This is a genomic window from Vibrio sp. GLN_1, assembly GCF_043106015.1.
GTDB classification, from domain to species: Bacteria; Pseudomonadota; Gammaproteobacteria; order Enterobacterales; family Vibrionaceae; genus Vibrio; species Vibrio parahaemolyticus.
On record NZ_JBICMD010000007.1, the window covers coordinates 318,013 to 339,347 of the forward strand.

At 45.6% G+C, this 21,335-nt stretch carries 17 protein-coding genes; 7 read left to right on the plus strand and 10 right to left on the minus strand.

The window, feature by feature from the left end; genetic code table 11:
- Positions 1-17: 17 nt before the first annotated feature.
- Positions 18-869, minus strand: coding sequence for an SIS domain-containing protein (locus tag ACF8OV_RS04100; protein ID WP_021452841.1), 852 nt, complete (start codon positions 867-869; stop codon positions 18-20).
- Positions 870-1,111: 242 nt separating this feature from the next.
- On the opposite strand from ACF8OV_RS04100, the gene murQ reads away from it, so the two are divergent.
- The 3 genes from murQ to ACF8OV_RS04115 all read left to right on the plus strand — a co-directional run bounded on the left by murQ (position 1,112) and on the right by ACF8OV_RS04115 (position 4,701).
- Positions 1,112-2,014, plus strand: coding sequence for an N-acetylmuramic acid 6-phosphate etherase (murQ, locus tag ACF8OV_RS04105; RefSeq protein ID WP_025629094.1), 903 nt, complete (start codon positions 1,112-1,114; stop codon positions 2,012-2,014).
- 28 nt (positions 2,015-2,042) lie between these two features.
- Positions 2,043-3,497 (plus strand): PTS N-acetylmuramic acid transporter subunit IIBC, encoded by a 1,455-nt coding sequence (gene murP, locus ACF8OV_RS04110; protein ID WP_140289652.1) that lies wholly within the window; start codon positions 2,043-2,045, stop codon positions 3,495-3,497.
- Between the two features lie 148 nt (positions 3,498-3,645).
- A complete protein-coding gene (locus tag ACF8OV_RS04115) occupies positions 3,646-4,701 on the plus strand; it encodes a porin (RefSeq protein WP_203503644.1) in 1,056 nt (351 codons plus the stop codon).
- Between the two features lie 89 nt (positions 4,702-4,790).
- Here ACF8OV_RS04115 and ACF8OV_RS04120 read toward each other — a convergent pair whose 3' ends face one another.
- Both ACF8OV_RS04120 and ACF8OV_RS04125 read right to left on the minus strand, forming a co-directional pair.
- Entirely contained in the window at positions 4,791-5,456 is a 666-nt protein-coding gene (locus ACF8OV_RS04120) for a peptidase E (protein ID WP_203503647.1), read from the minus strand.
- 37 nt (positions 5,457-5,493) lie between these two features.
- The gene (locus ACF8OV_RS04125) at positions 5,494-6,405 is read right to left on the minus strand and encodes a LysR family transcriptional regulator (RefSeq protein ID WP_015313728.1); all 912 of its coding nucleotides are present in this window, start codon (positions 6,403-6,405) and stop codon (positions 5,494-5,496) included.
- An 88-nt stretch (positions 6,406-6,493) separates the two neighbouring features.
- Between ACF8OV_RS04125 and catC the strand changes: the two genes are divergently transcribed.
- Positions 6,494-7,153 carry a type C chloramphenicol O-acetyltransferase gene (gene catC, locus ACF8OV_RS04130; RefSeq protein ID WP_021450425.1) on the plus strand — a complete coding sequence of 220 codons (660 nt, stop codon included), beginning with the start codon at positions 6,494-6,496 and terminating at the stop codon, positions 7,151-7,153.
- Positions 7,154-7,209: 56 nt separating this feature from the next.
- On the opposite strand, the gene ACF8OV_RS04135 is transcribed toward catC, so the two are convergent.
- The 4 genes from ACF8OV_RS04135 to ACF8OV_RS04150 form a co-directional block, all read right to left on the minus strand.
- Entirely contained in the window at positions 7,210-8,889 is a 1,680-nt protein-coding gene (locus tag ACF8OV_RS04135) for a DUF342 domain-containing protein (protein ID WP_203503650.1), read from the minus strand.
- 426 nt (positions 8,890-9,315) lie between these two features.
- Positions 9,316-11,337 (minus strand): tRNA(Met) cytidine acetyltransferase TmcA, encoded by a 2,022-nt coding sequence (locus ACF8OV_RS04140; RefSeq protein ID WP_203503653.1) that lies wholly within the window; start codon positions 11,335-11,337, stop codon positions 9,316-9,318.
- A 124-nt stretch (positions 11,338-11,461) separates the two neighbouring features.
- Positions 11,462-12,436: a ParB/RepB/Spo0J family partition protein gene (locus ACF8OV_RS04145; RefSeq protein WP_015313732.1), complete on the minus strand. Its 975-nt coding sequence runs from the start codon at positions 12,434-12,436 to the stop codon at positions 11,462-11,464.
- A 7-nt stretch (positions 12,437-12,443) separates the two neighbouring features.
- Positions 12,444-13,661, minus strand: coding sequence for an AAA family ATPase (locus ACF8OV_RS04150; protein ID WP_005500197.1), 1,218 nt, complete (start codon positions 13,659-13,661; stop codon positions 12,444-12,446).
- Positions 13,662-14,913: 1,252 nt separating this feature from the next.
- Between ACF8OV_RS04150 and ACF8OV_RS04155 the strand changes: the two genes are divergently transcribed.
- Complete coding sequence (locus ACF8OV_RS04155) at positions 14,914-16,884, plus strand: replication initiator protein RctB domain-containing protein (protein WP_020838338.1); 1,971 nt, start codon at positions 14,914-14,916, stop codon at positions 16,882-16,884.
- Between the two features lie 288 nt (positions 16,885-17,172).
- Here ACF8OV_RS04155 and ACF8OV_RS04160 read toward each other — a convergent pair whose 3' ends face one another.
- The 3 genes from ACF8OV_RS04160 to ACF8OV_RS04170 are packed head-to-tail and all read right to left on the minus strand — an operon-like array spanning position 17,173 to position 19,423.
- Positions 17,173-17,640 carry a transcriptional regulator gene (locus ACF8OV_RS04160; RefSeq protein WP_203503789.1) on the minus strand — a complete coding sequence of 156 codons (468 nt, stop codon included), beginning with the start codon at positions 17,638-17,640 and terminating at the stop codon, positions 17,173-17,175.
- Positions 17,640-18,572 (minus strand): ATP-binding cassette domain-containing protein, encoded by a 933-nt coding sequence (locus ACF8OV_RS04165; RefSeq protein WP_064490454.1) that lies wholly within the window; start codon positions 18,570-18,572, stop codon positions 17,640-17,642. Before ACF8OV_RS04165 ends, ACF8OV_RS04160 begins: the two co-directional genes overlap by 1 nt.
- Complete coding sequence (locus ACF8OV_RS04170) at positions 18,569-19,423, minus strand: ABC transporter ATP-binding protein (RefSeq protein ID WP_023584409.1); 855 nt, start codon at positions 19,421-19,423, stop codon at positions 18,569-18,571. The genes ACF8OV_RS04165 and ACF8OV_RS04170 overlap by 4 nt, the downstream gene beginning before the upstream one ends.
- 362 nt (positions 19,424-19,785) lie before the next feature.
- On the opposite strand from ACF8OV_RS04170, the gene ACF8OV_RS04175 reads away from it, so the two are divergent.
- Both ACF8OV_RS04175 and ribA read left to right on the plus strand, forming a co-directional pair.
- On the plus strand, positions 19,786-19,986 hold the full coding sequence (locus tag ACF8OV_RS04175) for a PA3496 family putative envelope integrity protein (protein WP_005477395.1): 201 nt from the start codon (positions 19,786-19,788) through the stop codon (positions 19,984-19,986).
- Positions 19,987-20,230: 244 nt separating this feature from the next.
- A complete protein-coding gene (gene ribA / locus ACF8OV_RS04180) occupies positions 20,231-21,292 on the plus strand; it encodes a GTP cyclohydrolase II (RefSeq protein WP_317676226.1) in 1,062 nt (353 codons plus the stop codon).
- The last annotated feature ends 43 nt before the right edge of the window (positions 21,293-21,335 follow it).

The window sequence follows — 21,335 nt, forward strand, 5'->3', positions numbered from 1 at the left end:
CGCTGTTGGTTAAGTGATCATGTGAGGATCTGTTTGATGTCGGTACTGATATCGCTGATCAACTGACGTGCACTTTCGTCTCTTTGCTGAACCAAGATGATAAACAGCAAATCGGTGATCACGTTTTGCGCGGTGCGTGAAGCAATGGATGAGCTGCGATGTTCCGTTTCATTTGCAATCGTATCAAACGTAATATCGGCAATACCGCGCAAGCGACTTCTCCCAGGAGCAGATAACGCAATCACCTTCGCGCCCTGCTCTTTTGCCGCTTCTGCCGCGACGAGAATTTCTTTGCGTTCGCCCGAATACGAAATCGCAATCTGCACATCTTCTGAAGAGAGGGTACGAGCAACAGCAATCTGCACGTGGCTGTCTTGTTCGGAAAGCGCCGTAATACCGAGTTTAAGCAGTTTAAAGCTTAAATCCTTCGCGGTCAGGGCTGAGCCCCCAATCCCGACCACTTGCACTCGACGCGCTTCACTCAACCATTTCACCGCTTGGTGACAAGCTTCATAAGACAGCGCATTGGTGGTTTGAAACATAGCATCTGTTTTTGCTTTCACCAGTTTCTGTGAAATAACCGCTATGGGATCATCTGCCAAAATATCACTGTGCAACGGTGTCGACTGCATCGCATGCTTACGGCCAATCTCTTCATTCAGAGCTAACTTAAACTCGCTGTAGCCTTTAAAGCCAATACGCTGAGTAAATTTCACAATGCTCGATTGACTCACTTTTACTTGCGCCGCAAGTTCTTGGCTAGTGAGCAGCGCCGCCTTTTCTGCATTTTCAACAATCCAATCGCCGACCAAACGACCACTTTGCGAAAGCTGAGTACGCCTCGCGACTATCTTATTGATAACTGACACAACAAAAACCTCAAAAAATTTAAATAAATTATTCCAAAACAAAAATAATTGGAATTTGATTTAACCCCATGATTATTCTAACCAAGCCAGTTTATACCGGATGTAATGGACGTATATTTTCTCTCATTATTCCAAATTTCTCCTGCACAAAGAATAACCTCAAGTGTGATTTTTATCACCAAAACAGAATATTTTATTCCATAGAATCGCCCTCAGATTGAACATTACGAAGAGTGTAAAACATGAAAATTGATTTAAGCCGATTGGTGACAGAAAGCCGTAATCCAGCCAGTGCAGAGATTGATACGCTTTCGACCATCGAGATGCTGCAAGTCATTAATGAAGAGGATCAAAAAGTCGCGCTCGCGGTCAAAGCAGTGCTACCACAAATTGCAAAGGCGGTTGATGCGATTACCCAAGCTTTTACAAATGGTGGCCGCTTAGTTTACATGGGAGCTGGCACATCAGGCCGCTTAGGAATTCTTGATGCGAGCGAGTGTCCTCCTACCTACGGCACGCATCCAGATATGGTGATTGGCTTAATTGCTGGTGGACACCAAGCGATTTTGAAAGCGGTAGAAAACGCCGAAGACGACGCGCAAATGGGTCAAGACGACTTAAAAGCGCTTCACCTCACCAGCCATGACGTGGTTGTAGGCATTGCAGCGAGTGGCCGTACACCTTATGTGCTAGGTGGTTTGGAGTACGCTAAATCCATCGGAGCTACGACCGCATCTATCGCCTGTAATCCAGAATGTGCCATGGCAAAAGCGGCCGACATCGCGATTCTGCCGATTGTTGGCGCAGAGGTCGTTACTGGCTCTTCTCGCATGAAAGCCGGCACCGCACAAAAACTGGTGTTAAACATGCTCACGACAGGTGCAATGATTCGTAGCGGTAAGGTATTTGGCAACTTAATGGTGGATGTAGAGGCCACCAACGCCAAGCTCATCCAACGCCAAACCAACATTGTTGTAGAAGCAACTGGCGCATCAAAAGAAGAAGCAGAGCGAGCATTAAATGCCTGCGATCGCCACTGCAAAACTGCCATCTTAATGATTTTGGCCGATTTGGATGCCGAACAAGCCAAATCACGCCTCGCCGCGCACAACGGTTTTATTCGCGCAGCACTAAATAATAACTAAATAATCCGAGTTCTGAAGGATAGACCCTATGGCAAAAATAACTTCAAACACAGTATCGCAGTTGCTGTCCGCAGTGGGTGGCAGCAGCAACGTAAGCAAATGTGGTAACTGTATGACGCGTTTGCGTTTATCGCTCGCCAACAATGGCTTGGCTGACCAGTCTGTTATCAAGCAAATTCCCGGCGTAATGGGTGTGGTGGAAAGCGATGAGCAGTTTCAGATCATTCTCGGTCCCGGAAAAGCTCAACAAGCGGCTGAGATGATGAATCAATTGATCGACAGCTTAACTTCTGGTGACAGTGAAGAACCAGATATGCCGCAACAGGATCTTTCTGCCGTCGCGGCCAAGCAAAAAAAGCAGATGAAGAGCAAACAAACCAGTGCGGTTCAGCGTTTTTTAAGCAAGTTTGCTACCATCTTTACGCCGTTGATCCCTGGTTTTATTGCCGCTGGTTTGTTGCTAGGTTTTGCGACGTTATTGGAACAGATGTTTGTTCTCGACCAGACACCAAGCCAGTTTATGCTGGATTTGATCGCCTACATGAAAGTCTTTGGTAAGGGTCTGTTTGCTTTCCTAAGTATTCTGATTGGTTACAACGCGCAGCAAGCGTTTGGCGGCTCTGGTGTTAATGGTGCCATTCTCGCCTCTTTGTTTGTGCTGGGTTACAACCCAGAGGCTACATCCGGTATTTACTCTGGCATGAACGAGTTTTTCGGCTTTGCGATTGATCCGCGCGGCAACATTATCGGCGTACTTTTGGCGGCGATCATCGGTGCGCAAGTCGAGCGTAAGGTTCGTCAATACATGCCAGATGATCTGGACATGATCTTAACGTCCGTTATCACTCTGTTGATCATGGGTGCGGTAACCTTCTTGATCATCATGCCAATCGGCGGCGAGCTGTTTAAAGGGATGTCTTGGTTGTTCCTCAACTTGAACGATAACCCATTAGGCGCTGCAATCTTGGCAGGTTTGTTCTTAATTTCTGTGGTATTTGGCATCCACCAGGGTTTTGTTCCAGTGTACTTCGCATTGATGGAAGCACAGGGCTTTAACTCGCTATTCCCTATCCTGGCGATGGCTGGTGGCGGTCAGGTTGGCGCGTCAATGGCGCTGTATTTCAAAGCAAAAAAAGACGCTCTACTGCGCACTCAAGTTAAAGGCGCTATTATTCCTGGCCTTCTAGGTATTGGCGAACCATTAATTTACGGCGTGACATTACCACGCGTAAAACCATTCGTTACCGCTTGTATTGGTGGTGCTGCGGGCGGCTTCTTTATCGGTTTAGTTTCTTACCTTGGCTTACCAGTTGGTCTTAATACGGTGTTTGGCCCGTCCGGTATCGTGGCAATTCCTCTCATGACATCAGAAAATGGCATCTTCCCGGGCATGATGGTGTTTGTTGCTGGCCTGCTTATCTCTTACATCGTCGGCTTCCTCGCGACTTACTTCTTTGGCTGCAAAGACGTCGATTTAAGCTAAATCATTCTTCCCCTATAGGAATGGACTAGCTCGCGCCCTTGGCAAACAAGGGCGCACCCTCTCTCTACTTCACGACAGTTTTTCTTATTCCGTTACTCGGAAGGGGCTTTGTCGTACCTAAAACAATAGAAATGAAAGGTCGTTAATCATGAAAAAGCACATTTTGACTCTACTTCTCCCAACATTGATGGCATCAAACGCAATGGCAGCGCAGCTGTATCAAGCGGAAGATGGGTCAGTTTTAAATATTTACTCTCGTCTTGGTTTCAATGTCACCAGTAAAAATGATGAGCACGGCGATGCAAATGGCGAGTTTGATGGCCGTATTGGTTTAAACGGTTCACAAACCATCAACGAGTACGCGTCGATCATCGGCCAAGCGCAATACCAAGTGGGTGCCGCTGAATACGCAAACCAAGTAAACGACAAACCGTCTCTGACCGCACGTTATGTATGGGCGGGTATTGATGCGAAAGATTATGGTCGCATTACTGGTGGTCGCGTGGCATCTGGATTGATTATGTTTACCGACATTGGTGATGTGTTCGCCTCTTCCGATGTTTCTATGGCGCGCCAAGCGAATAAAGTCGACAAAACCGCGACGCAAGTTTTCCGTCAAGATGGCACGCTGCAATATCAAAACAGCCTAGGTAATTTGGACTTTTCTGTCGCGTACATTTTAGGAAACAACACTTCTGAGCTCGACTACGGTTACAACGCTGCACTGCGTTATACGCTAGACATGGGGAATTTGGGTACCTTGGCACCAGTGGTGGCGATGCAGAAAAATAAAGGTGATGCACGTGAAAGCAACGACACCGATTACACATTCTGGGGCGCAGGTACACGTTACTACCTAGGAGATTTGATGTTGGGTGCGTTGTACTCGGAAGATGAACTAGAGGGCTATTACTCGCAAACCAGTACCGACAAAGTGATGGAATTGACGGCGGTTTACAGTGTAAATGACAAATGGGCACTGCGTGCTGGTTATCGTTCTTTAGAAAACAGTGAGGGTGACGAGCTAGAGCTGAAAGATACAACGCTAGAAGTGCAATACAAACTGACGCCTCGTTCTTCTATCTACACAAACTACGTTGATCGTAACGGTTCGCGTGGCTACAGCAATGGACAAGAAGTCTCGTTTGGCGGTGCGCACGCAGACGAAAGCTACTACCACTTAGGTCTGCGTTACGAGCTGTAAGCACGATACTTAATGTAAGTTAGCTGAATCCATGAGCTTCTTCTGTGTCCGGTCAGTAGTTATTGCCTTTAATGCTGATTTGAAGAAGCTCACCCTCGTAATATGTTTTCTTCGTTACCTGTTTTGACCAACACGCCTGCATCAGGAAAACTGGTGACAGTAGCTAACAATTTTCCATCGACAAAGTGCAATGCCGCATAATCGTGAATACCATAACAAGTGATGCTCGGTAGAGAACGAGCAAAGGCTTGGAAAACCTCAAACTTCTCACCAACATGGGAAAAATGCGCCGCAGCCAAACCGTCAATGAATCCAAGACAACGCATAACTTGGTATGCTTCGGGATCACTGTCTGTCACCGCAAACTCAAACCAACAAATTGCACCAGCGCTCATGCCACAAATGATGATGCCTTGTTCATAACACTGCTTGAGTATTCTATCGATTCCCCATTCGCGCCAAATGGCCAACATCGAACGCGTATTACCGCCACCGACGTAAATGATGTCTTGTTCAAATAGCGTTTCTTTCCAACCAGCATCAAACTTAAACAACGGAAAATGGGTTACGTTTTCACTAAGCTTCGCATTGTAAAAACGTTCAATAACTTCATCGGCGTCTCCCGTGGCTGTCGGTAGAAAACAAATGTTTGGATTCTCCTTACCAGACAAAGACAAAATGTATTGATCGAGTGGGCTCGGATTCTCTCCCATCATCCAGCCACCACCACCAATCGCAATACAGTGTTTTCGCATTCCTTTGCTTCCTCAATTGTTGCTAAGTTTGTTGTCGCTATTCGCCGACAGAATATATGTTCCTAAAGTGATCAATGAACGCTCGCGTTCTTCTTGGTAAGTGCTCACGTTTTGGGTAAAGCAGATAAAGCGGCAAAATCGCATCCGTTTGCCATTCTGGCAGCAAACTCACGAGTTGTTCTTTTTGTGCAGGGTCGAGTTTAGCCAGTGCAAATTCATCTAACATGGCTACACCACAGCCAGTCAAAGTAGCATCCAACATGGACTGGACAAGATTAAAACTCAGCGTACTTTCTAACTCAATGCTGCACTGCTGTTGAGTTTGCTTATGCGTAAACGTCCACTTGTCTAACACCAAGTCACGACTTTTATAAAGGATGTGCTCTAAGTCACCAAGCTCCTCTGGCGTACTTACATTTGGTTTATCAGCTAAATACGAGCGATGAGCGATCGGTTTACAGTGTAAAGTGCGTAGCTGATGGCCGACGTATCCCTCTGGGGGAGTATCGGTAAAGTAGAATGCGATATCAAACCCAGCCTCAATCAAGTCGAGAGGTGTCTCTGTGAAGATCACTTCGACGCTCACTTGTGGATGTTGCAATCGAAACTCGATCAATGTTTGGCTGAGTAACGCAGCTCCGAAAGAAGCGGACGCCGCTATTCTCAATTTTCCCGATACGATCTCGTTTGCCATGACTTGCTCATTGATCTGCTCAGCGCCTTCGAGCAGTTGCTTTACCTGCTGATAAAACCGCAAACCATCGTAGGTCAAATTAAACTGGCGCGTAGTTCGCTGAATAAGCTGCACCGACAATATATCTTCAAGCTGTTTAAGTTGCCGACTTACATGCGCATTCGAACAATTCAGGCGCTTTGCTGCGCCAGCAATACTTCGCTCCTCGCACAAAGCGACGTAAAGTGGTACGTAGCTGAGCCATTTTATTTCCATACAGTAATTCTGAATCTCTAAAATCAAACTACTGGAAATAATAGAAAGCCTCTAAACTCTGTACAACCTAAATTTGAAAGGATGAGTTATGAGTGTTTTCGACACGTGGTTAAAAGGTCAAGTCATTAAAGATCACATCACTAATCCCAATATCATCGTTGGCGATTACAGCTATTACTCGGGCTTCTATCATCAAAAAAGCTTCGAAGAGCAAGCGGTACGCTACTTGTTGGGTGACCCCGTAACACTTCAAGAATGGCAAAGTAGAGAACCCGATAGCATCGACAAATTAATCATTGGCAAGTTTTGTTCCATCGCTTCTGGAGCCACCTTTATGATGGCAGGAAACCAAGGTCATCGCATTGACTGGATTTCGACCTTCCCCTTCTCTCCTGAAGAATTTGGAGAAGGCGTACAAGACGGTTTCGAGCGTGCCGGAGACACGGTGGTGGGGAACGATGTTTGGATTGGAAGCGAGGCGATGATCATGCCCGGAGTAAACATCGGCGATGGAGCCGTCATCGGAGCACGCGCCGTAGTGACGAAAGACGTGCAACCTTATTCGGTGGTGGTTGGAAACAACCAAGTCGTACGTCAACGATTCGGCGATAAAGAGATTGAAACTCTACTCAATATCCAATGGTGGAACTGGCCAATAGAACACATTAAACAAGCAATGAAAGTAATGTGTAGCAGCCAAGTCGGTGCGCTTGCGGACTACTATCAAGAGCACATTGTCGATTTGTAGATAAACAAAAGCCCACACTTCTTGTTGCAACGTGTGGGCTCAGTGAGTAAGAAAGCTTAAACCGCAGCGACGTCCTCTTCTTCCAAGTTCGCCGAGACTTTAATTTCGTATTGATTGAAACGGAACGAACAACCGCCATGAGTGCGCTTTGTCGTTACTTGTTCGTCGCCAAACAGCACCGTCACGCGAGTGAAGACACGCTCTTTGGCTTCGACAATATTTTCTTCTAACGCGACTTCAAAGTCATGTTCCGTTTGTTCTAGCTTTTGCTTTATCGCTTCAAGCTGCTCGTTGTTTTGTGTTTTCATCACATCAATCTGAGCTTGTTCTTCGTCGGTACGTTCGACTTTAGGACGCTTCTTAAATTCGAGCTCTTTACGAATCACATCCATCGTTCCTTCTTGAGCGCGTTTGTATTGATCTTTGAGCTCAGCTAATCGCTCCTTAAATGCAGAATAGCGCGCGAACGCTTCTACCTTAGTGGCGGTGTCGCCTTCTACGCCCAGTTGTAAGCACACCACTTTGTCACCGACTTTTGCATCTCCGCCGCTGAGCGTGCCGTTCCTACCGTTCGCATCCAGCACCGTCAGATTGCGCCCACAAACAATATCGTTATTCATGCTGTGCACCGCCAACTCAATATCTTCGCCAGCTTGCAAATCACAATATTGGGCGTAGCTGGCTCGAATCGAACCTTTGGCTTTGACGTGACAACTCTTTGGCTGGCCATCACTCACGGTGTGGCCAATGATCCCTTTACCAACTTGAATGTCGTCTTGCGCTTGTACGTCAGCCGATTCAATGAAGCCGCCTACAGTAATAGAACCCGTCGCTTTAACAATCATGCCGGATTCAATATTGCCACCGATAATCACATTCCCTTTGAATTTCACGTGACCTGTATTCACGCCAACGCTATTGAGACAGAGTGCGTTATCAACTTCAATGGTTTTGTCTTTAATTAGAGGCGTACCGGATACCGATGCAATCAATAGGTTTGGGTCGTGCTTGCTTATCTCGGTGCCCTTGCCTGGCTTCATTGGGCTGTCTTTTCCAGCTTGTGGAGGAATCACTCGCCCTTGAACAGTAAAACCTGGCGTACCTTTGGTCGCAGGCGTGCGGCGCATCACCTCATCGCCTACGTCAACCGCAATAGTTTCACCGAGGTTACGTAAATCAATTTTGTCGCTAGCAGATTGGCCGTCTTTGGGTTTGAGGATGCGTTTGGTGATGTCTTTAACGAGAGGAGTAAAAAGAGCGTCTTTGCCTTTGATAGGTTGCTTACCAACCGCTACAGGTTGAGAAAATGTTTCGCCGGGTTTGAGCTGAGTGCTGACAACCAACACTTTCTTCAAAGCCAGTTTGTTGATGCCTTTCGAAACTCGCGCTTGAGCAAGGGCTTGAACAATCTCGGGGCCACGTAAACCTCGGCCTCCGTACGCGCCGACAACGTTCATACTGGCGAGCATGTCATTATTCGATAATTCGACCTCAACTTGCGCGTTGCGTTTTTCCGCAATGACAATGCCTTCGTAAGCTTCGGCTTTACGTTCTTTGGCGCAGTTATTGAATCTCACGACTTCCCCCTCAACAACAAACATCTTTTCAGCATTCATTGCGACGAGCTGCTCGTTTAATTCATTTTGATTTAGCTCACCACCGAGGTCCACTTCTCCCGGAAGACGGGCTATCACCTTGGTCTTATCTTCAGATAACTCAAGACACAGCTTCCACATACCCTTACCACTTTGCTTCCCATCAACACTTTCAGTCTAACCAAAAACATTTTCTGAACAAACCTCGCACTTCGAAGAATAGGGCTCAGGTCACTAAAGGTCGAAGCCTTGGTATTATTGAGTAAATAAAGTATTAGGCATGGTGATTCATCCGCGTAAATCATTCCACTCACGTTTCACTTCATGCGCCACTCTACAGCATAAGAAAGTTGTAGCTTGTAGTTATAGCGCTTCAATACAATAGAAGTGGCGACGGCACTCCTTCCCTTTTATTGGCGGTTTTGTTTACAGCTCAACATTGAACTTTGTCGGTCATGAGTTTGCTTTTTATCATTCATCAAAAACAAAAAAGGAGTGAATTTACAGTGTAAAGTCACTCCTCTCAGCTCGTCTCTATTTACAGTGTAAATCCATAAGGCGTAGCGTTTACACTGTAAATTGATTCAACAACTTTTCTAACTCACTTCTTAACTGTTGCTCAACTTGCTTTCTTCCCGATAATCCAAATTGTTTGGCACAAATGCCCCAATCATGGTTTAAGAACACTTTACTTATCATCAAATCAGAAACAGGCGCTAAACCATGTTGACGCAGCCACTGTTGTAACCACACAAAAATCGATTCATAGCTTGCACCACCCTGCGCATAGCTTTGAAGCAATACTCGCTTAGTCGGATGTAAGGTTTGATGTTGAATCGGTTGACACAACAAGCTTCTAGCCAGACTCGGCTCTAACTTAGGATAAACAAGGGAAAGGCTCGCAGACAAAAACTCATGAAACAATGCTTGTGCGTCATCAATCCAAGTTTGTGATTTATTCGCAAGTTGGCGAACCATCAACAATGAATAACAACCGCTGGCGGCATCGCGCATAGTTCCTAAACGAATAGATTGATAGCCAACTTGTTGCCAAAACTGAATCAACTCATCCGTCGCACCAAAACTTGTCGATAGGTAATCCACATGAGCACCAACACTTTCCTCGAGTAGTGTTAACATGCGCTTGCCAATGCCCGAACCTTGTAGATCAGGATGCACCGCAATTCGCATCACTCGTGAAGTAATAAGCTTACCTACTTTTACCAAACCAAGTTGATTGATGATGGTGATTGGCGTCAAATGCCCCTTAGGACGACGTTGACCAAGTTGAACGGCTTCAATTAACTCGTCATCAAGACCGCCCTCCTCAACCGTGAGAATGACTCCGATGATATTTTGTTTATCCAACGCGAGATAAACGGAGCTGTTGTCATCTCGCAGTAAATGGAGCAAATCATTCGGTGAGGTTTGATAATGAGCGTTAACCAGTAAAGCAAAGCATTCGCGTAGTAAGTTGGGTTGGTGAACCAGTGCTTGCTTGTCCACTTTGTTCAACGATACGTTCGCCATGCCTTCAATGGATTGCGGCGACAATTCCGCGTTCAAGATAAAAGCGTCATACAACCACATTTCTAACTTATCATCTGCGCTCCAACGAATTGGCTGCTGCATGTGATACGTCTTCATGCCAGGTCGTTGTTGTTGCAACCATTCAATGAACTTCAACGTGAAGCCACGTCCGCAGCCTTCATAGCCATGAATCGTGCTAGAAAAGACCAAACGATGATAATGCTCGGTGATTTGTTTGAGCATCGGGACGGGAATCGCAGCCGCTTCATCAACTAGCAACAAATCACACTCAGGCAGCGAAGACAACAATTCGTCAGGCGCAATAAACTGAATATACCCATATCCGACTTCCAAACGGTCTTTCTTCATCTGTTTGGCATCCGTAAGTAAACGCTGCGCGTGCTGATAGACTGGCTCAACAGCGTTAATAGAAGGCGCGGTAAGTAATATACGCAGCGGCTTGTGTTGCAACAACTGAGCACAAGCGATACCTAACGCGCTGCTTTTACCTCTACCGCGATCAGCCGTGAGCACTAAAGGACGCTTACGATGCCCACTCACCACTTTCTCGATTAATGAAACAGCGTGAGTCTGCTCTATGTATTCTGTATTTCTCTGCGCAATAGCAAACTCAGAAACCTGGGGAATGACTTTCCCCTGCTCAAGCACTATCAGCTTTTGCCATTGGGTCTGCATCCATTGCTCAGCGCATTGTTGTGGCTGAGCAGTATTTGTCACAACAAGTAGCATTCCTCCGCCAACGAGAGAGCCAATTGCCGCCGTAAAGCTATTAGCATCGAACTCTTTTCGCGCGTCAAACAGCAGCACATCACATTCTCTGCCGAGTAGTCGATTTCCCTGCTTCATTCCAACACAAAAGGCACTCTCGAATGACCAATCCCCAACACAGAACCAACGTTGTGTGGTTTGAGTTTGAAGAAATGCAGAGAGAATGGCCTCTTGCCAATCGGCCTCTCCTTGCAAAACGACGCCTGAGCGTTGAAAAGCATGTTGAGATTGGCGTTGAAGTGAAGATAGAAATTCAGATTGTGCGTGCATGGGGTCTATCCGATGTTGAACTGCCGCCATGTTATCACATCTACTATACGGAGCATGCTTCCACACGCTCAAGATCGCAGACATAAAAAAACCGCCCGAAGGCGGTTATCGTTAAAGCTTAGTTTTATTGCATTTTGCTTTGAACAAAAGCAAGGATTTCTTCCATCAAGCTGTCATCGACTTTCTTCAGATTGAGAGCAAGATTGCTTCCTTTACGACTGTAGCTTGCTCGACCTTTGACAAGGTCAACTTTTTCAGCTTTTTTTGCAGGTTTAGCTGGTGCTAACTCTGAGATCCAACTTTCGATGCTTTCCGTCACTTCTTTGGTCAAACGAGCCACGCCTTGTGCCTTGCTACGTTGCCACAAGTAACCTTCAGATGTACGGCATTTATCCAACAAGTTTTGCTGCTGCTCAGCGGTCAATGTTGAGAACTGTTTGTGCAGTTTAACGATGGTTGGACGACCTAAATCGCCAACATTTGGATACGCTTGTAGCAATTCTAGCGGCAATGCCGCGGCTTTAAGCGCACCACTTACCAATGCTTCACTGCATTGGAACATTTTCGCTAGCGCTTTTTGGTCTTCGGCTTCACCGCTTTCCAGCTTAGCCTGCATCTCTTTGCCTTTTTCGTAAAGCGACAGCGGTTTGTGAGCATTCGCGACGTCAGATAGGAATTTCGCGTGTTCAGTGTTGATGCCATCACCAACGTAAACCAAGAAATCCTTACCCGCCAAGATACAAGACATTCGACGGCGGCTACCGTCTAGCACTTCAATTTTGCCATCGTCAGTGCGACGACCAACAGCTGGGTACTGTTGACCACGCTCTTTCAGTGTCACCAAAACATCAGATAAAGCATGCTCATTCAAGAATGATTGTTCACGGGCGTTGTCCGCGAATACACGCGTCTCGCTTGCCACTTTATCTGCGGGAATACGAACCAATTCAAACTGAACCGTACCCTCACCCGCCACTGCCAACTCGATGGTTTGCGCTTTTTCTTTTGCTGCCGTTTGCGCTTCTTGTGGAGTCGCTACTCGACGTTTATTCGTTTTACCAAATAATTTCGCGTTTAATTCAGACGTTTTCAAAGCCATTTACTGTTTACCCCTGATTTAATGACGGCCAGTTAGAGTGCAATACGCGCTCCAATTCCAATGCGCTTTTGTGAACCGCATCTTGAGCAGTTGCAAGTGTCTTCTTGCCGCCTTCGAAATCACTTACGGTTAAATCAAACACAGTGCTGTAGGTGTCTGCACACGTTTCAAATGCACGGCTACGTGGAATGGTTGCCATCATCACTTGGTCACCAAGCAGATAGTTCATTTCCGTCAATACCGAGACTTGCTTCTTGTTGTCGTCTTCGAACATGGTTGGCATTAGACGAACAAACTCTAAGCCATTCCAATCTTCTGGGAACATCTCATAAACCGTAGGCAAATGCTGGAAGAAGTTAACCGTAGATGCCCAGTCTAGACGTTTTGCCGCACAAGGAATTAACAGTGCATTGGACGCGTACATCGCATTCCAAACCAGAGGGTCGACGTGCGGACCGGTATCAATCATGATGATATCGAAGTCATTCGCAATCTTGTCGATAAGCTGTTCTTTCAATAGACGAACGATATCAAGTGATGGGTCTTCAGACAGCGTTTGCCACGCTTCTGCGTTAAACATAGCATCTTCTGGGAATGCGGAGATTGACTTCAAGTTCGGATATTGCGTCGGCAACAGCACGTTCTTGTGTAAAAATTCGCGGTCGATCTCTACTCCATCAGGCACGTTGCCTAACATGATGTCTACCGCTGAATAAATGTTGTCGTGCTCAGCCACACTGATTTGCGGGTTTAAAAACAGACGTAATGAACCTTGAGGGTCCAAGTCAATCAAACAAATGCGGTAGCGTTTATCTAGGTTAAGCGCCAAACAAGCAGCCAAATGTACGGCCGTCATTGATTTACCCGTACCACCTTTTTGGTTTTGTACGTTGATAATCCATGGTTTATTACCGTTATTCTTCTTACGCTCATAGAATTTTGGCACTTCAGCCGCATCCATCAGCATGTGTGCTTCTTCTAACGTAATGGAGTAATGATTCGCGTTGTTTTTAGTAAATTGGTGGCCTGCGGCTTCCATCTTACCGATCGCTTCATCCAGTTTACGACGAGTTAAACCAGAGCGAGTCTCCATCATCGCCTTAGACATTGGTGGGAAGTAGTTGTCACTTCGCTCTTCCAAAACAATCTCAATACGGTCAGCTTGAACTTGTTGCGTCAGCTCAGCTAACTCTTGAAGATTTTCAATCGTTTTTTCTCTTTTCATGCCAAATTCCGTTGGAAGGATATCTGCATCCAATTGTACAGCAGTAGACTTCAAAAACAACAAAAAGGTGCACATTCATTTTGAACAACCATCACATAAAAAACCATCAAAATTGGCTGTTTTATGATTTAAGAAGAAAAATATATCAATTTTTAATCGATTTATTCCAAATAAAGGAGGTTAGTTCTTCTCAAAATTAAAAGTGTTACATTGTCACTTATTTACAATGTAAATCTATTTTATCCGGAACGATTATATAAGTGGGCTAAATTACGGATTATGTGATTTCAATCGACTTAAATCATTTTACATACTGATTGTGGAGGAAAAGAGAGGAAATCGTGTCGCGTCACGACCTTGATCATGCATCCGAAACAAAATCAGCGAAAAGACAACGAATAAGAACGGAACCATGATCAAGGAAGACTCTTGATCATGTTTTCGAAGATAACTGTAAATACGAAAGCATGATCATGGCAGATAATGGACGAATGAAGGTAAATCAAGGCTTGAGTACATGGATCCATTTCTCGGAAAAATGATCAAGCAAGTAGGTTTCTCGGAAGCATGCTTTTTAATGCGCTATTTACGGCTGAATGCAGACGGAATGGGGGATTGAAGCATAAATGCGCCTCTCAACCTTCGGAACGATGAAATACAGTATCGGCAAACAAGACATAGTGTCTTTCATGATCATGCTTCCGTTAATTCTGATAATCATGCAATCTTTGAGGCTAAGGACCCAAATTGACGTCATTTTAATCGTTTGGCTAATTTGGCAACAATTGAAGGTAAAGAGAGATGAAATAACCTTAGCTTGATCATTGATCCGCAACCTCGAAACACTCACAATAGCAGAGGATCGACAAATCAAGATCGAGGTAATCACGGATTTCTGTGGATAACCTGTACAGATATCATGATCATCGTTTCATGATTGTTTTGATCATCTTTTCAGGAACTTAATGATCATGCTTGCGGAATGAAGTGATCATGCTTTCAAGGTTTTGTTGATCATCGTTTCGATAAAGCTATGATCATAGTTCCGAAAAGCCTCAAAAAAATACTCATTAATAACAGCAACTTAGGCTCGTGAAAATAACCAGATCAATAGATCATATAATCAATTAAGATCAGAATAATCAAAAAGATCAGTTATTTAAAAAACAAGATTTTTTCTTTATTTATGATCTGTTTTTCTTTATTCTTCGGAACCATAGCACAACTACGGCTAGTGTGATCTGGATCTAAAATGACGGCTGATGAAAAAATTCTGATTAAAGCACCAAGAAGCCATAAGGATGGCCATCTTTTTGAGGTACATGAATCCTCTGCTGATTGGGTAGAGCAGTACCAACATTTCAAAGGGGTGACCAAAAGCATCTTAGAGTTGCTTAATCTGATCTCATTGCGAGGTTTCAGCAGCAAAGATGGACTTGTTTCAACAACAGAGATTGTTGAAGCCACAGACGGTCAACTGACTCGTGCTGCACTTCAGCAACGTTTACGAGCGGCTGTCAATATTGGCTTGTTTACCCAGACTCCAGTACGTTTTGAGGAAGGCCTAGCAGGTAAAACCATGCTGCATAAGTTTGTAAACCCAAACCAGCTCATTTCGGTTTTGGGGGCAACAAGCTTAGTCACTGACAAAGTTCGTCAGAATGAAAAGCAAAAACGTTCTAAGGCACTCGCACAAACCCAAGTGAACAAGCGCTTGTTGAATGAGCACGGCTTAAATACGCCACCAATGATGAAGGATGAAGCGGATCAATTTGTCGTTTCACCAACGAATTGGGCTGGGATCATTGACCAAGCACTCGCACCACCTCGCACTCGTAAAAGCTATCAGAAATCCATGGTGTCGATCTCAGGCACCAAAGCGGTGATTGAAACGCGATCTTCCAAAAATATCATGACAGTCGATGATCTGATGACGCTGTTTGCGTTGTTTACTCTGACAGTGCAATACCATGATCATCATAAAGATCAATATCAAATGGATGCCGCGCACGTTCCGAATAAAACGCCGCTCTACATCACCGATATTTTGTCATTACGTGGAAAAAAAGACAGTGGCCCAGCGCGTGATTCCATCCGTGACAGTATCGATCGTATCGAGTTTACCGATTTCCAACTGCATGAACTCACTGGCCGATGGCTCAGTGAAAATATGCCCGAAGGCTTTAAGAGTGATCGCTTCCGCTTCTTAGCCCGTACCATCACGGCTTCAGAAGAAGCGCCGGTTGAAGGCAGTGATGGCGAAATTCGTATTAAACCCAACTTATACATCTTGGTGTGGGAACCGTCGTTCTACGAAGAACTACTAACACGCGATTATTTCTTCTTGTTCCCACCAGAAATCCTGAAACAGCACACGTTGGTGTTCCAGCTGTATTCGTTTTTCCGTAGCCGTATGGTGCGCCGACACACAGATTGCATGCTGTTAAGCGAGTTAAATCAGAAGCTTGCACGTAACATTGAATGGCGTCGGTTCTCAATGGATCTGATCCGTGAGCTGAAACGCTTGTCAGACGGCAAAGGGACAGACGATCTTTTTGTGGTGAACTTGTGGGGTTATCACTTAACGATCGAAACTATGATCGAGAATGATAAAGTGATGGATTACCAGATCGACATCAAATGTGACGTCGAAGAGGTGCTGCGTTACTCACGTGCTCGTACAACCAACGCAGGCAAGCGCAACATGGCGCCTACGCTGCCAAACCCGCTTCGTAATGAGATGGTAACCCGACAGCAGCTTGAAGCGCTCTCAGGCATCATTGACGGCGAATTTGAGCCTATTCAACGCAAAGCCCCGTCTCCGCGAGGAAATTTGGGGCGTCGAGTGAAGCAAAGAAAGCACCTTGTCGAGATCAACGCAGATGAGATCACCATTACTCTGTCGAAATACACTTCTCCAGAGGCGCTAGAACGCAGTATAACGGCGTTGTCTGCAATGACAGGGCACTCGTATGCCTCAATCAAAGAAGAGTGTTCTGAGTACATTGAGAAGCTAGATTGGCTGAGAGTAGGGGATGAACCGATTCCTTATGAGACTCTGAGCAAAACTGTAGAGCTGTTTAACACTCAAAACGAGGTTAAACATCTCACGATTGAACGTTTGATTGCCGGTTTAGCGGTGCGCCGTAAAGTTTGCCGACAAGTGTTTGATGGTCACATGGATGAGATGGTGTTCCGTGCTTTGGATGAAATGGCGATTTAATATGATCTCGCGCAAGCAGGGGTGAGTAATAGCCGCGACTGATTGATTTAAAATGTAACAATGTCTTTCGATGATAGAAAACAGACTCAACTCTAACAAACCACTGACATTAGATGTCTGAGCGAAGACTAAGATTTATCTCGAATAGACAACCTTTTGTCCTTTCTGATGATTAATAGATTGGCTCATATTGTTACATTCATTCTGAATAGACTTCGCGAGTTTCTCCTCAAGAAACTCGCTTTTTTTTGCCTAATTTTCCTGAACACTCTTGATCATTCTTCCGTATTAATGTCGCAGTCCTTGATCATGTTTCCTTGTTTCATTCCAGTTAAGTGATCGCATTAAGGCGACATGTGATTCGATCAAGTTATTGGCTTGTTGTTGCCATTGGCTTTGATCTTGCTGTTGATTGCAAAATTCCAACGCCAATACGGTCAAATGCTGTAAGCGTTTTAAGCACCAATCTTTAAGCAGAATATCACTCATGGGGTGGCATGCCGCTTGTTCGAGCCTCGCGCTTGCATAGAGCAGAGTTTGGTAAGCTTTGTGATGGTCTTGATACCTGGCGTATTGAAATACTCTCAAACATCCATCTAGCCAGCAGGCGATGGCTTTGCTTTGTTGATCAGACAACACCGGACCAAACACGGTATCAGGAGCTTCGTACAAGATCGCTTCTAACACGTCTACTTGATCATGCTTCCTAGTTTCATACCAATCCGAGATTTGATCTTGCCAGAAGGTCAGTTCCATCATGCAGCCTCAATCCATTGTTTAACAAAGTGATTCGGACCAACTTGATCATATTCATCAACCACAACACTGCTGCGATGACGGATCTCATCGGCGTCTATTGAGTAGTTTGGTTCATTTTTCACCAAGTTTCCAAATGGCAGATCAGGATCGGGCACGGCTGAGATCAACAACTTAGTGTATGGGTGCTGTGGATTTTTCAAGATCGCGTGCGTGTCACCCCATTCAACGATTTGCCCTTTATACATCACCGCTGTTTCTTCAGCGATGTAGTGCGCGGTGGCGAGGTCGTGGGTAATGTACAAAAAGCCAATCCCAAGCTCTTGCTTTATACGCTGCATCAAGTTCAATACGCCCAAGCGAATTGACACATCCAGCATCGATGTTGGCTCATCGGCCAAAATTATTTGTGAACCGACGGCCAGTGCGCGTGCGAGATTTACTCGCTGACGCTGACCGCCGCTGAGTTCGTGCGGGTACTTGTTTAACGTCTCTTCTGGCAATTCCACCAGCTTGAGAAGTTCCTCCAATCTCGCCGGGATCTCGCGGTCATGCTGCACCTGCTTGTGGATTTTCAACGGGCGAGTTAGATGATGACGAATTGTGTGGGTAGGGTTCAGCGATCCAAAAGGGTCTTGAAACACCATTTGTACCTTACTGCGATAATCTTGAATATCGTGTCGTGAGGTGATGTCATTGATGTTGGTGCCGTTAAATAGAATTTCCCCTTCGCTCGCCGGGTAAACCTTTGTGATTAGCCTTGCACACGTGCTTTTACCGCAGCCTGATTCGCCAACGAGAGCCAATGTTCGCCCAGCGTAAAGATCAAAACTGACGCCTTGCAACGCTCGAAAAGTCTCTTCTTTGGCAAAGCCACCGCCCACAGTGAACTCTTTGATCACGTTTTTCATTTGAATGATCGGTTGACTCATGCTGGTGCTCCTTGTTGCTCTGGCTGCTTGTGAACATCGTGAATATTGGGGAACGAGGCCCACAATTTTTGCGTGTAAGGGTGTTGTGGGTGATTGCGGATCTCGTAAGCGTGATTGACTTCTACGATCTCACCATGGCGCATGATGGCGATGCGGTCGCACAATTGGCTCATCAAGGCTAAATCGTGGGTGATGAAAAGAACTGAGAAACCAAATTCTTCTCTCAGCTGATAAATTTGTTGCAGGATCTCTCGCTGCACCACCACATCAAGCGCTGTCGTTGGTTCATCCATAATGATGAGCTTAGGGTTTAAAGACAGCGCGATGGCAATAACCAGCCTTTGGCGCATTCCCCCAGAGAACTGGTGCGGATATTCACCCAGTCGATCTCGAGGGATGTTCACCAAATCGAGCAGTTTTTCGGCGCGATCTTTGGCTTGCTTGTTGCTGAGTCCTTGATGATGACGTAGGACGTCTGCAAACTGCTCTTGAATGGTCAGTACCGGATTAAGCGAATTCATGGCACTTTGGAATACCATGGCGATTTCGCTCCAACGCAGCGCTCCTAGCTCCTTATCGGACAAACATAAGATGTCCTTACCTTGGAACAGAATTTGTCCGCCAGAGATAAACGCGGGCGGCTTGTGCAGACGATTGATCGAAAAAGCGATGGTACTCTTTCCGCATCCAGATTCCCCAGCAAGGCCGAATACTTCGCCTTTTCCAATATCAAAGCTGACCGATTTCACCGCATTAAAGTCACCATTGTCGGTGATGTAGTCCACGCACAACTCTCGGATCTGGATGACCGGCTCGCTGTGAAAGGCGTGACTTAAATTAATCTCACTCATTAAAAATACCCAATCAATACAAAAGATAATTATTATCATTATCGTATGTGCAAATGAGAAGAAAGCGTAATCGACTGAATAGGTGAAGTGACTCGAAACTTGAATGAAAGAAAAAGTCGAATTTTGGTTACGAGAGTGTGATAAAAAAAGGCAAAAGTGAGAGCTGGATCAGCACACTTTTCTTAGGGGGAATTTTTCAAATTTAATCGTAAATTTGGCCTTTGGCAAAAGGTAAGTGATGAATCTATTAACGAGTTGATGAAAGGTCGGGAGGGGTCACATTTCCCCACTGTTTTTCTTACCTCCGCACAGTGGGTTTGCTATAGATTAGCTGTCCAAAACATGGTGTGTTCGGAGGAAATATGTCCATTAATTCTATCGACCATGAAGAGATGACCAACATCGCTCACAAGTGGGAATTACCCGAAGAAGAAGAAACCGTTGTGAAGCCAGAGAAAACAATGAAATCAGCAGAAGCCAGACGTCGCATTGAGGCACTGCGTGAAATCCGCGAAAGCGGGTTAAGCATTGAAGAAGCAAGAGAACTTGGCTTGATTCACTGATTCTCTCAATTCGGTGTACCACTCCATAGGGTAGCCAACTGGCTGCCCTTTTTATTTGCTAACCCCATCATTTAACCGAAGTTTCTTGCTCGTTTTGTTTGTTCTCCAACCTTATTTTTATTCAGTCTGAAGTCATTTTGCTTGCTTACTATGGTTTGACAAATGGTAGAGGCGTTACTAAAAGATATATCAGTAGGATATGCCTTTTGTTGACTATCCATATCACCTAAGCAGGAGCGCGAATATGGTTGATCAGATCCTTTTCTACGAGCCCGATGAGCCGCACGGCTTCCTCTCCAACTTCTGTCATGCCCCCGTCGAAATATCTTCCCAATCTTGGCCCACCAGCGAACACTACTATCAAGCTCAGAAATTTGTTGATGCCCAACTGCAAACCAAAATTCAGCATGCCCAATCGCCGGATGAAGCGTTCGCGTTAAGCCGTCAGTACGAGCATCTCGTTCGCAGCGATTGGGACAACATGAAGCTCTCAGTTATGGCGTTCATTGTGCGAGAAAAATTCCTCCAAAACCCGAAACTTGCTCAGAAACTGATGCGCACGGGCAATGCTTGCCTTACCGAGCATTCGCACAAGGACGCATTTTGGGGAGATGGGGGAGACGGTAAAGGTTTGAACCACCTAGGAGAAATTCTGATGAACGTACGCGCAGAGCTGCGACATGTCGAGCCTTACAATTTGGTTAAGTTCATCGACAAAGCTAAGCTGCCAACTCAGTGGGGCACATTCATGATGCACGGCTTCATCGAGACGGCTACAGGGAAGGAGCATCTCGCGCTGGTGTATGGCGACCCGACGTCTCAGCCTGCGCCATTGATTCGGCTCCATTCTGAATGTCTCACTGGGGACGCACTATTTAGCACCCGCTGCGATTGTGGTTTTCAGTTAAATCGTGCGTTGCAAAACATCTTTGAAGAGGGTTGCGGCGTGCTGCTCTATTTGCGTCAGGAGGGACGTGGCATCGGTTTAATCAACAAAATTCGCGCCTATCACTTGCAGGATGATGGTGCGGATACCGTTGAGGCGAATGAGCGTTTAGGGTTTGCTGCTGATATGCGAGACTATGCGTTTTGCAAAGGGATGTTAGAGCATTTAGGGATTGACGAAGTGCGTCTGATGACCAACAACCCCCGTAAGCTTGCGGCTTTGAAAAACGCGCACATCAATGTCGTTGAGCGTGTGCCACTGCAAGAAGGTCGCAATCCAAGCAACCAACACTATCTAAAAACCAAAGCAAACAAATTAGGCCACATGTTTGATCCCCATTTTGTTGATCAAACGGAATGATCGTTTCTGGCGGGTATCAAATCGAATAGATAAAAACGCCAGC

Excerpts from the sequence above, each read along its gene's own strand:
- ACF8OV_RS04120 (WP_203503647.1), bottom strand. The coding sequence starts at position 5,456 with ATGCGAAAACACTGTATTGCGATTGGTGGTGGTGGCTGGATGATGGGA.
- ACF8OV_RS04155 (WP_020838338.1), top strand. The coding sequence starts at position 14,914 with ATGACGGCTGATGAAAAAATTCTGATTAAAGCACCAAGAAGCCATAAG.
- catC (WP_021450425.1), top strand. The coding sequence starts at position 6,494 with ATGAGTGTTTTCGACACGTGGTTAAAAGGTCAAGTCATTAAAGATCAC.
- ACF8OV_RS04170 (WP_023584409.1), bottom strand. The coding sequence starts at position 19,423 with ATGAGTGAGATTAATTTAAGTCACGCCTTTCACAGCGAGCCGGTCATC.
- ACF8OV_RS04160 (WP_203503789.1), bottom strand. The coding sequence starts at position 17,640 with ATGGAACTGACCTTCTGGCAAGATCAAATCTCGGATTGGTATGAAACT.
- ACF8OV_RS04135 (WP_203503650.1), bottom strand. The coding sequence starts at position 8,889 with ATGTGGAAGCTGTGTCTTGAGTTATCTGAAGATAAGACCAAGGTGATA.
- ACF8OV_RS04140 (WP_203503653.1), bottom strand. The coding sequence starts at position 11,337 with ATGCACGCACAATCTGAATTTCTATCTTCACTTCAACGCCAATCTCAA.
- murP (WP_140289652.1), top strand. The coding sequence starts at position 2,043 with ATGGCAAAAATAACTTCAAACACAGTATCGCAGTTGCTGTCCGCAGTG.
- ACF8OV_RS04115 (WP_203503644.1), top strand. The coding sequence starts at position 3,646 with ATGAAAAAGCACATTTTGACTCTACTTCTCCCAACATTGATGGCATCA.
- ACF8OV_RS04165 (WP_064490454.1), bottom strand. The coding sequence starts at position 18,572 with ATGAGTCAACCGATCATTCAAATGAAAAACGTGATCAAAGAGTTCACT.
- murQ (WP_025629094.1), top strand. The coding sequence starts at position 1,112 with ATGAAAATTGATTTAAGCCGATTGGTGACAGAAAGCCGTAATCCAGCC.
- ACF8OV_RS04150 (WP_005500197.1), bottom strand. The coding sequence starts at position 13,661 with ATGAAAAGAGAAAAAACGATTGAAAATCTTCAAGAGTTAGCTGAGCTG.
- ACF8OV_RS04175 (WP_005477395.1), top strand. The coding sequence starts at position 19,786 with ATGTCCATTAATTCTATCGACCATGAAGAGATGACCAACATCGCTCAC.
- ribA (WP_317676226.1), top strand. The coding sequence starts at position 20,231 with ATGGTTGATCAGATCCTTTTCTACGAGCCCGATGAGCCGCACGGCTTC.
- ACF8OV_RS04145 (WP_015313732.1), bottom strand. The coding sequence starts at position 12,436 with ATGGCTTTGAAAACGTCTGAATTAAACGCGAAATTATTTGGTAAAACG.
- ACF8OV_RS04125 (WP_015313728.1), bottom strand. The coding sequence starts at position 6,405 with ATGGAAATAAAATGGCTCAGCTACGTACCACTTTACGTCGCTTTGTGC.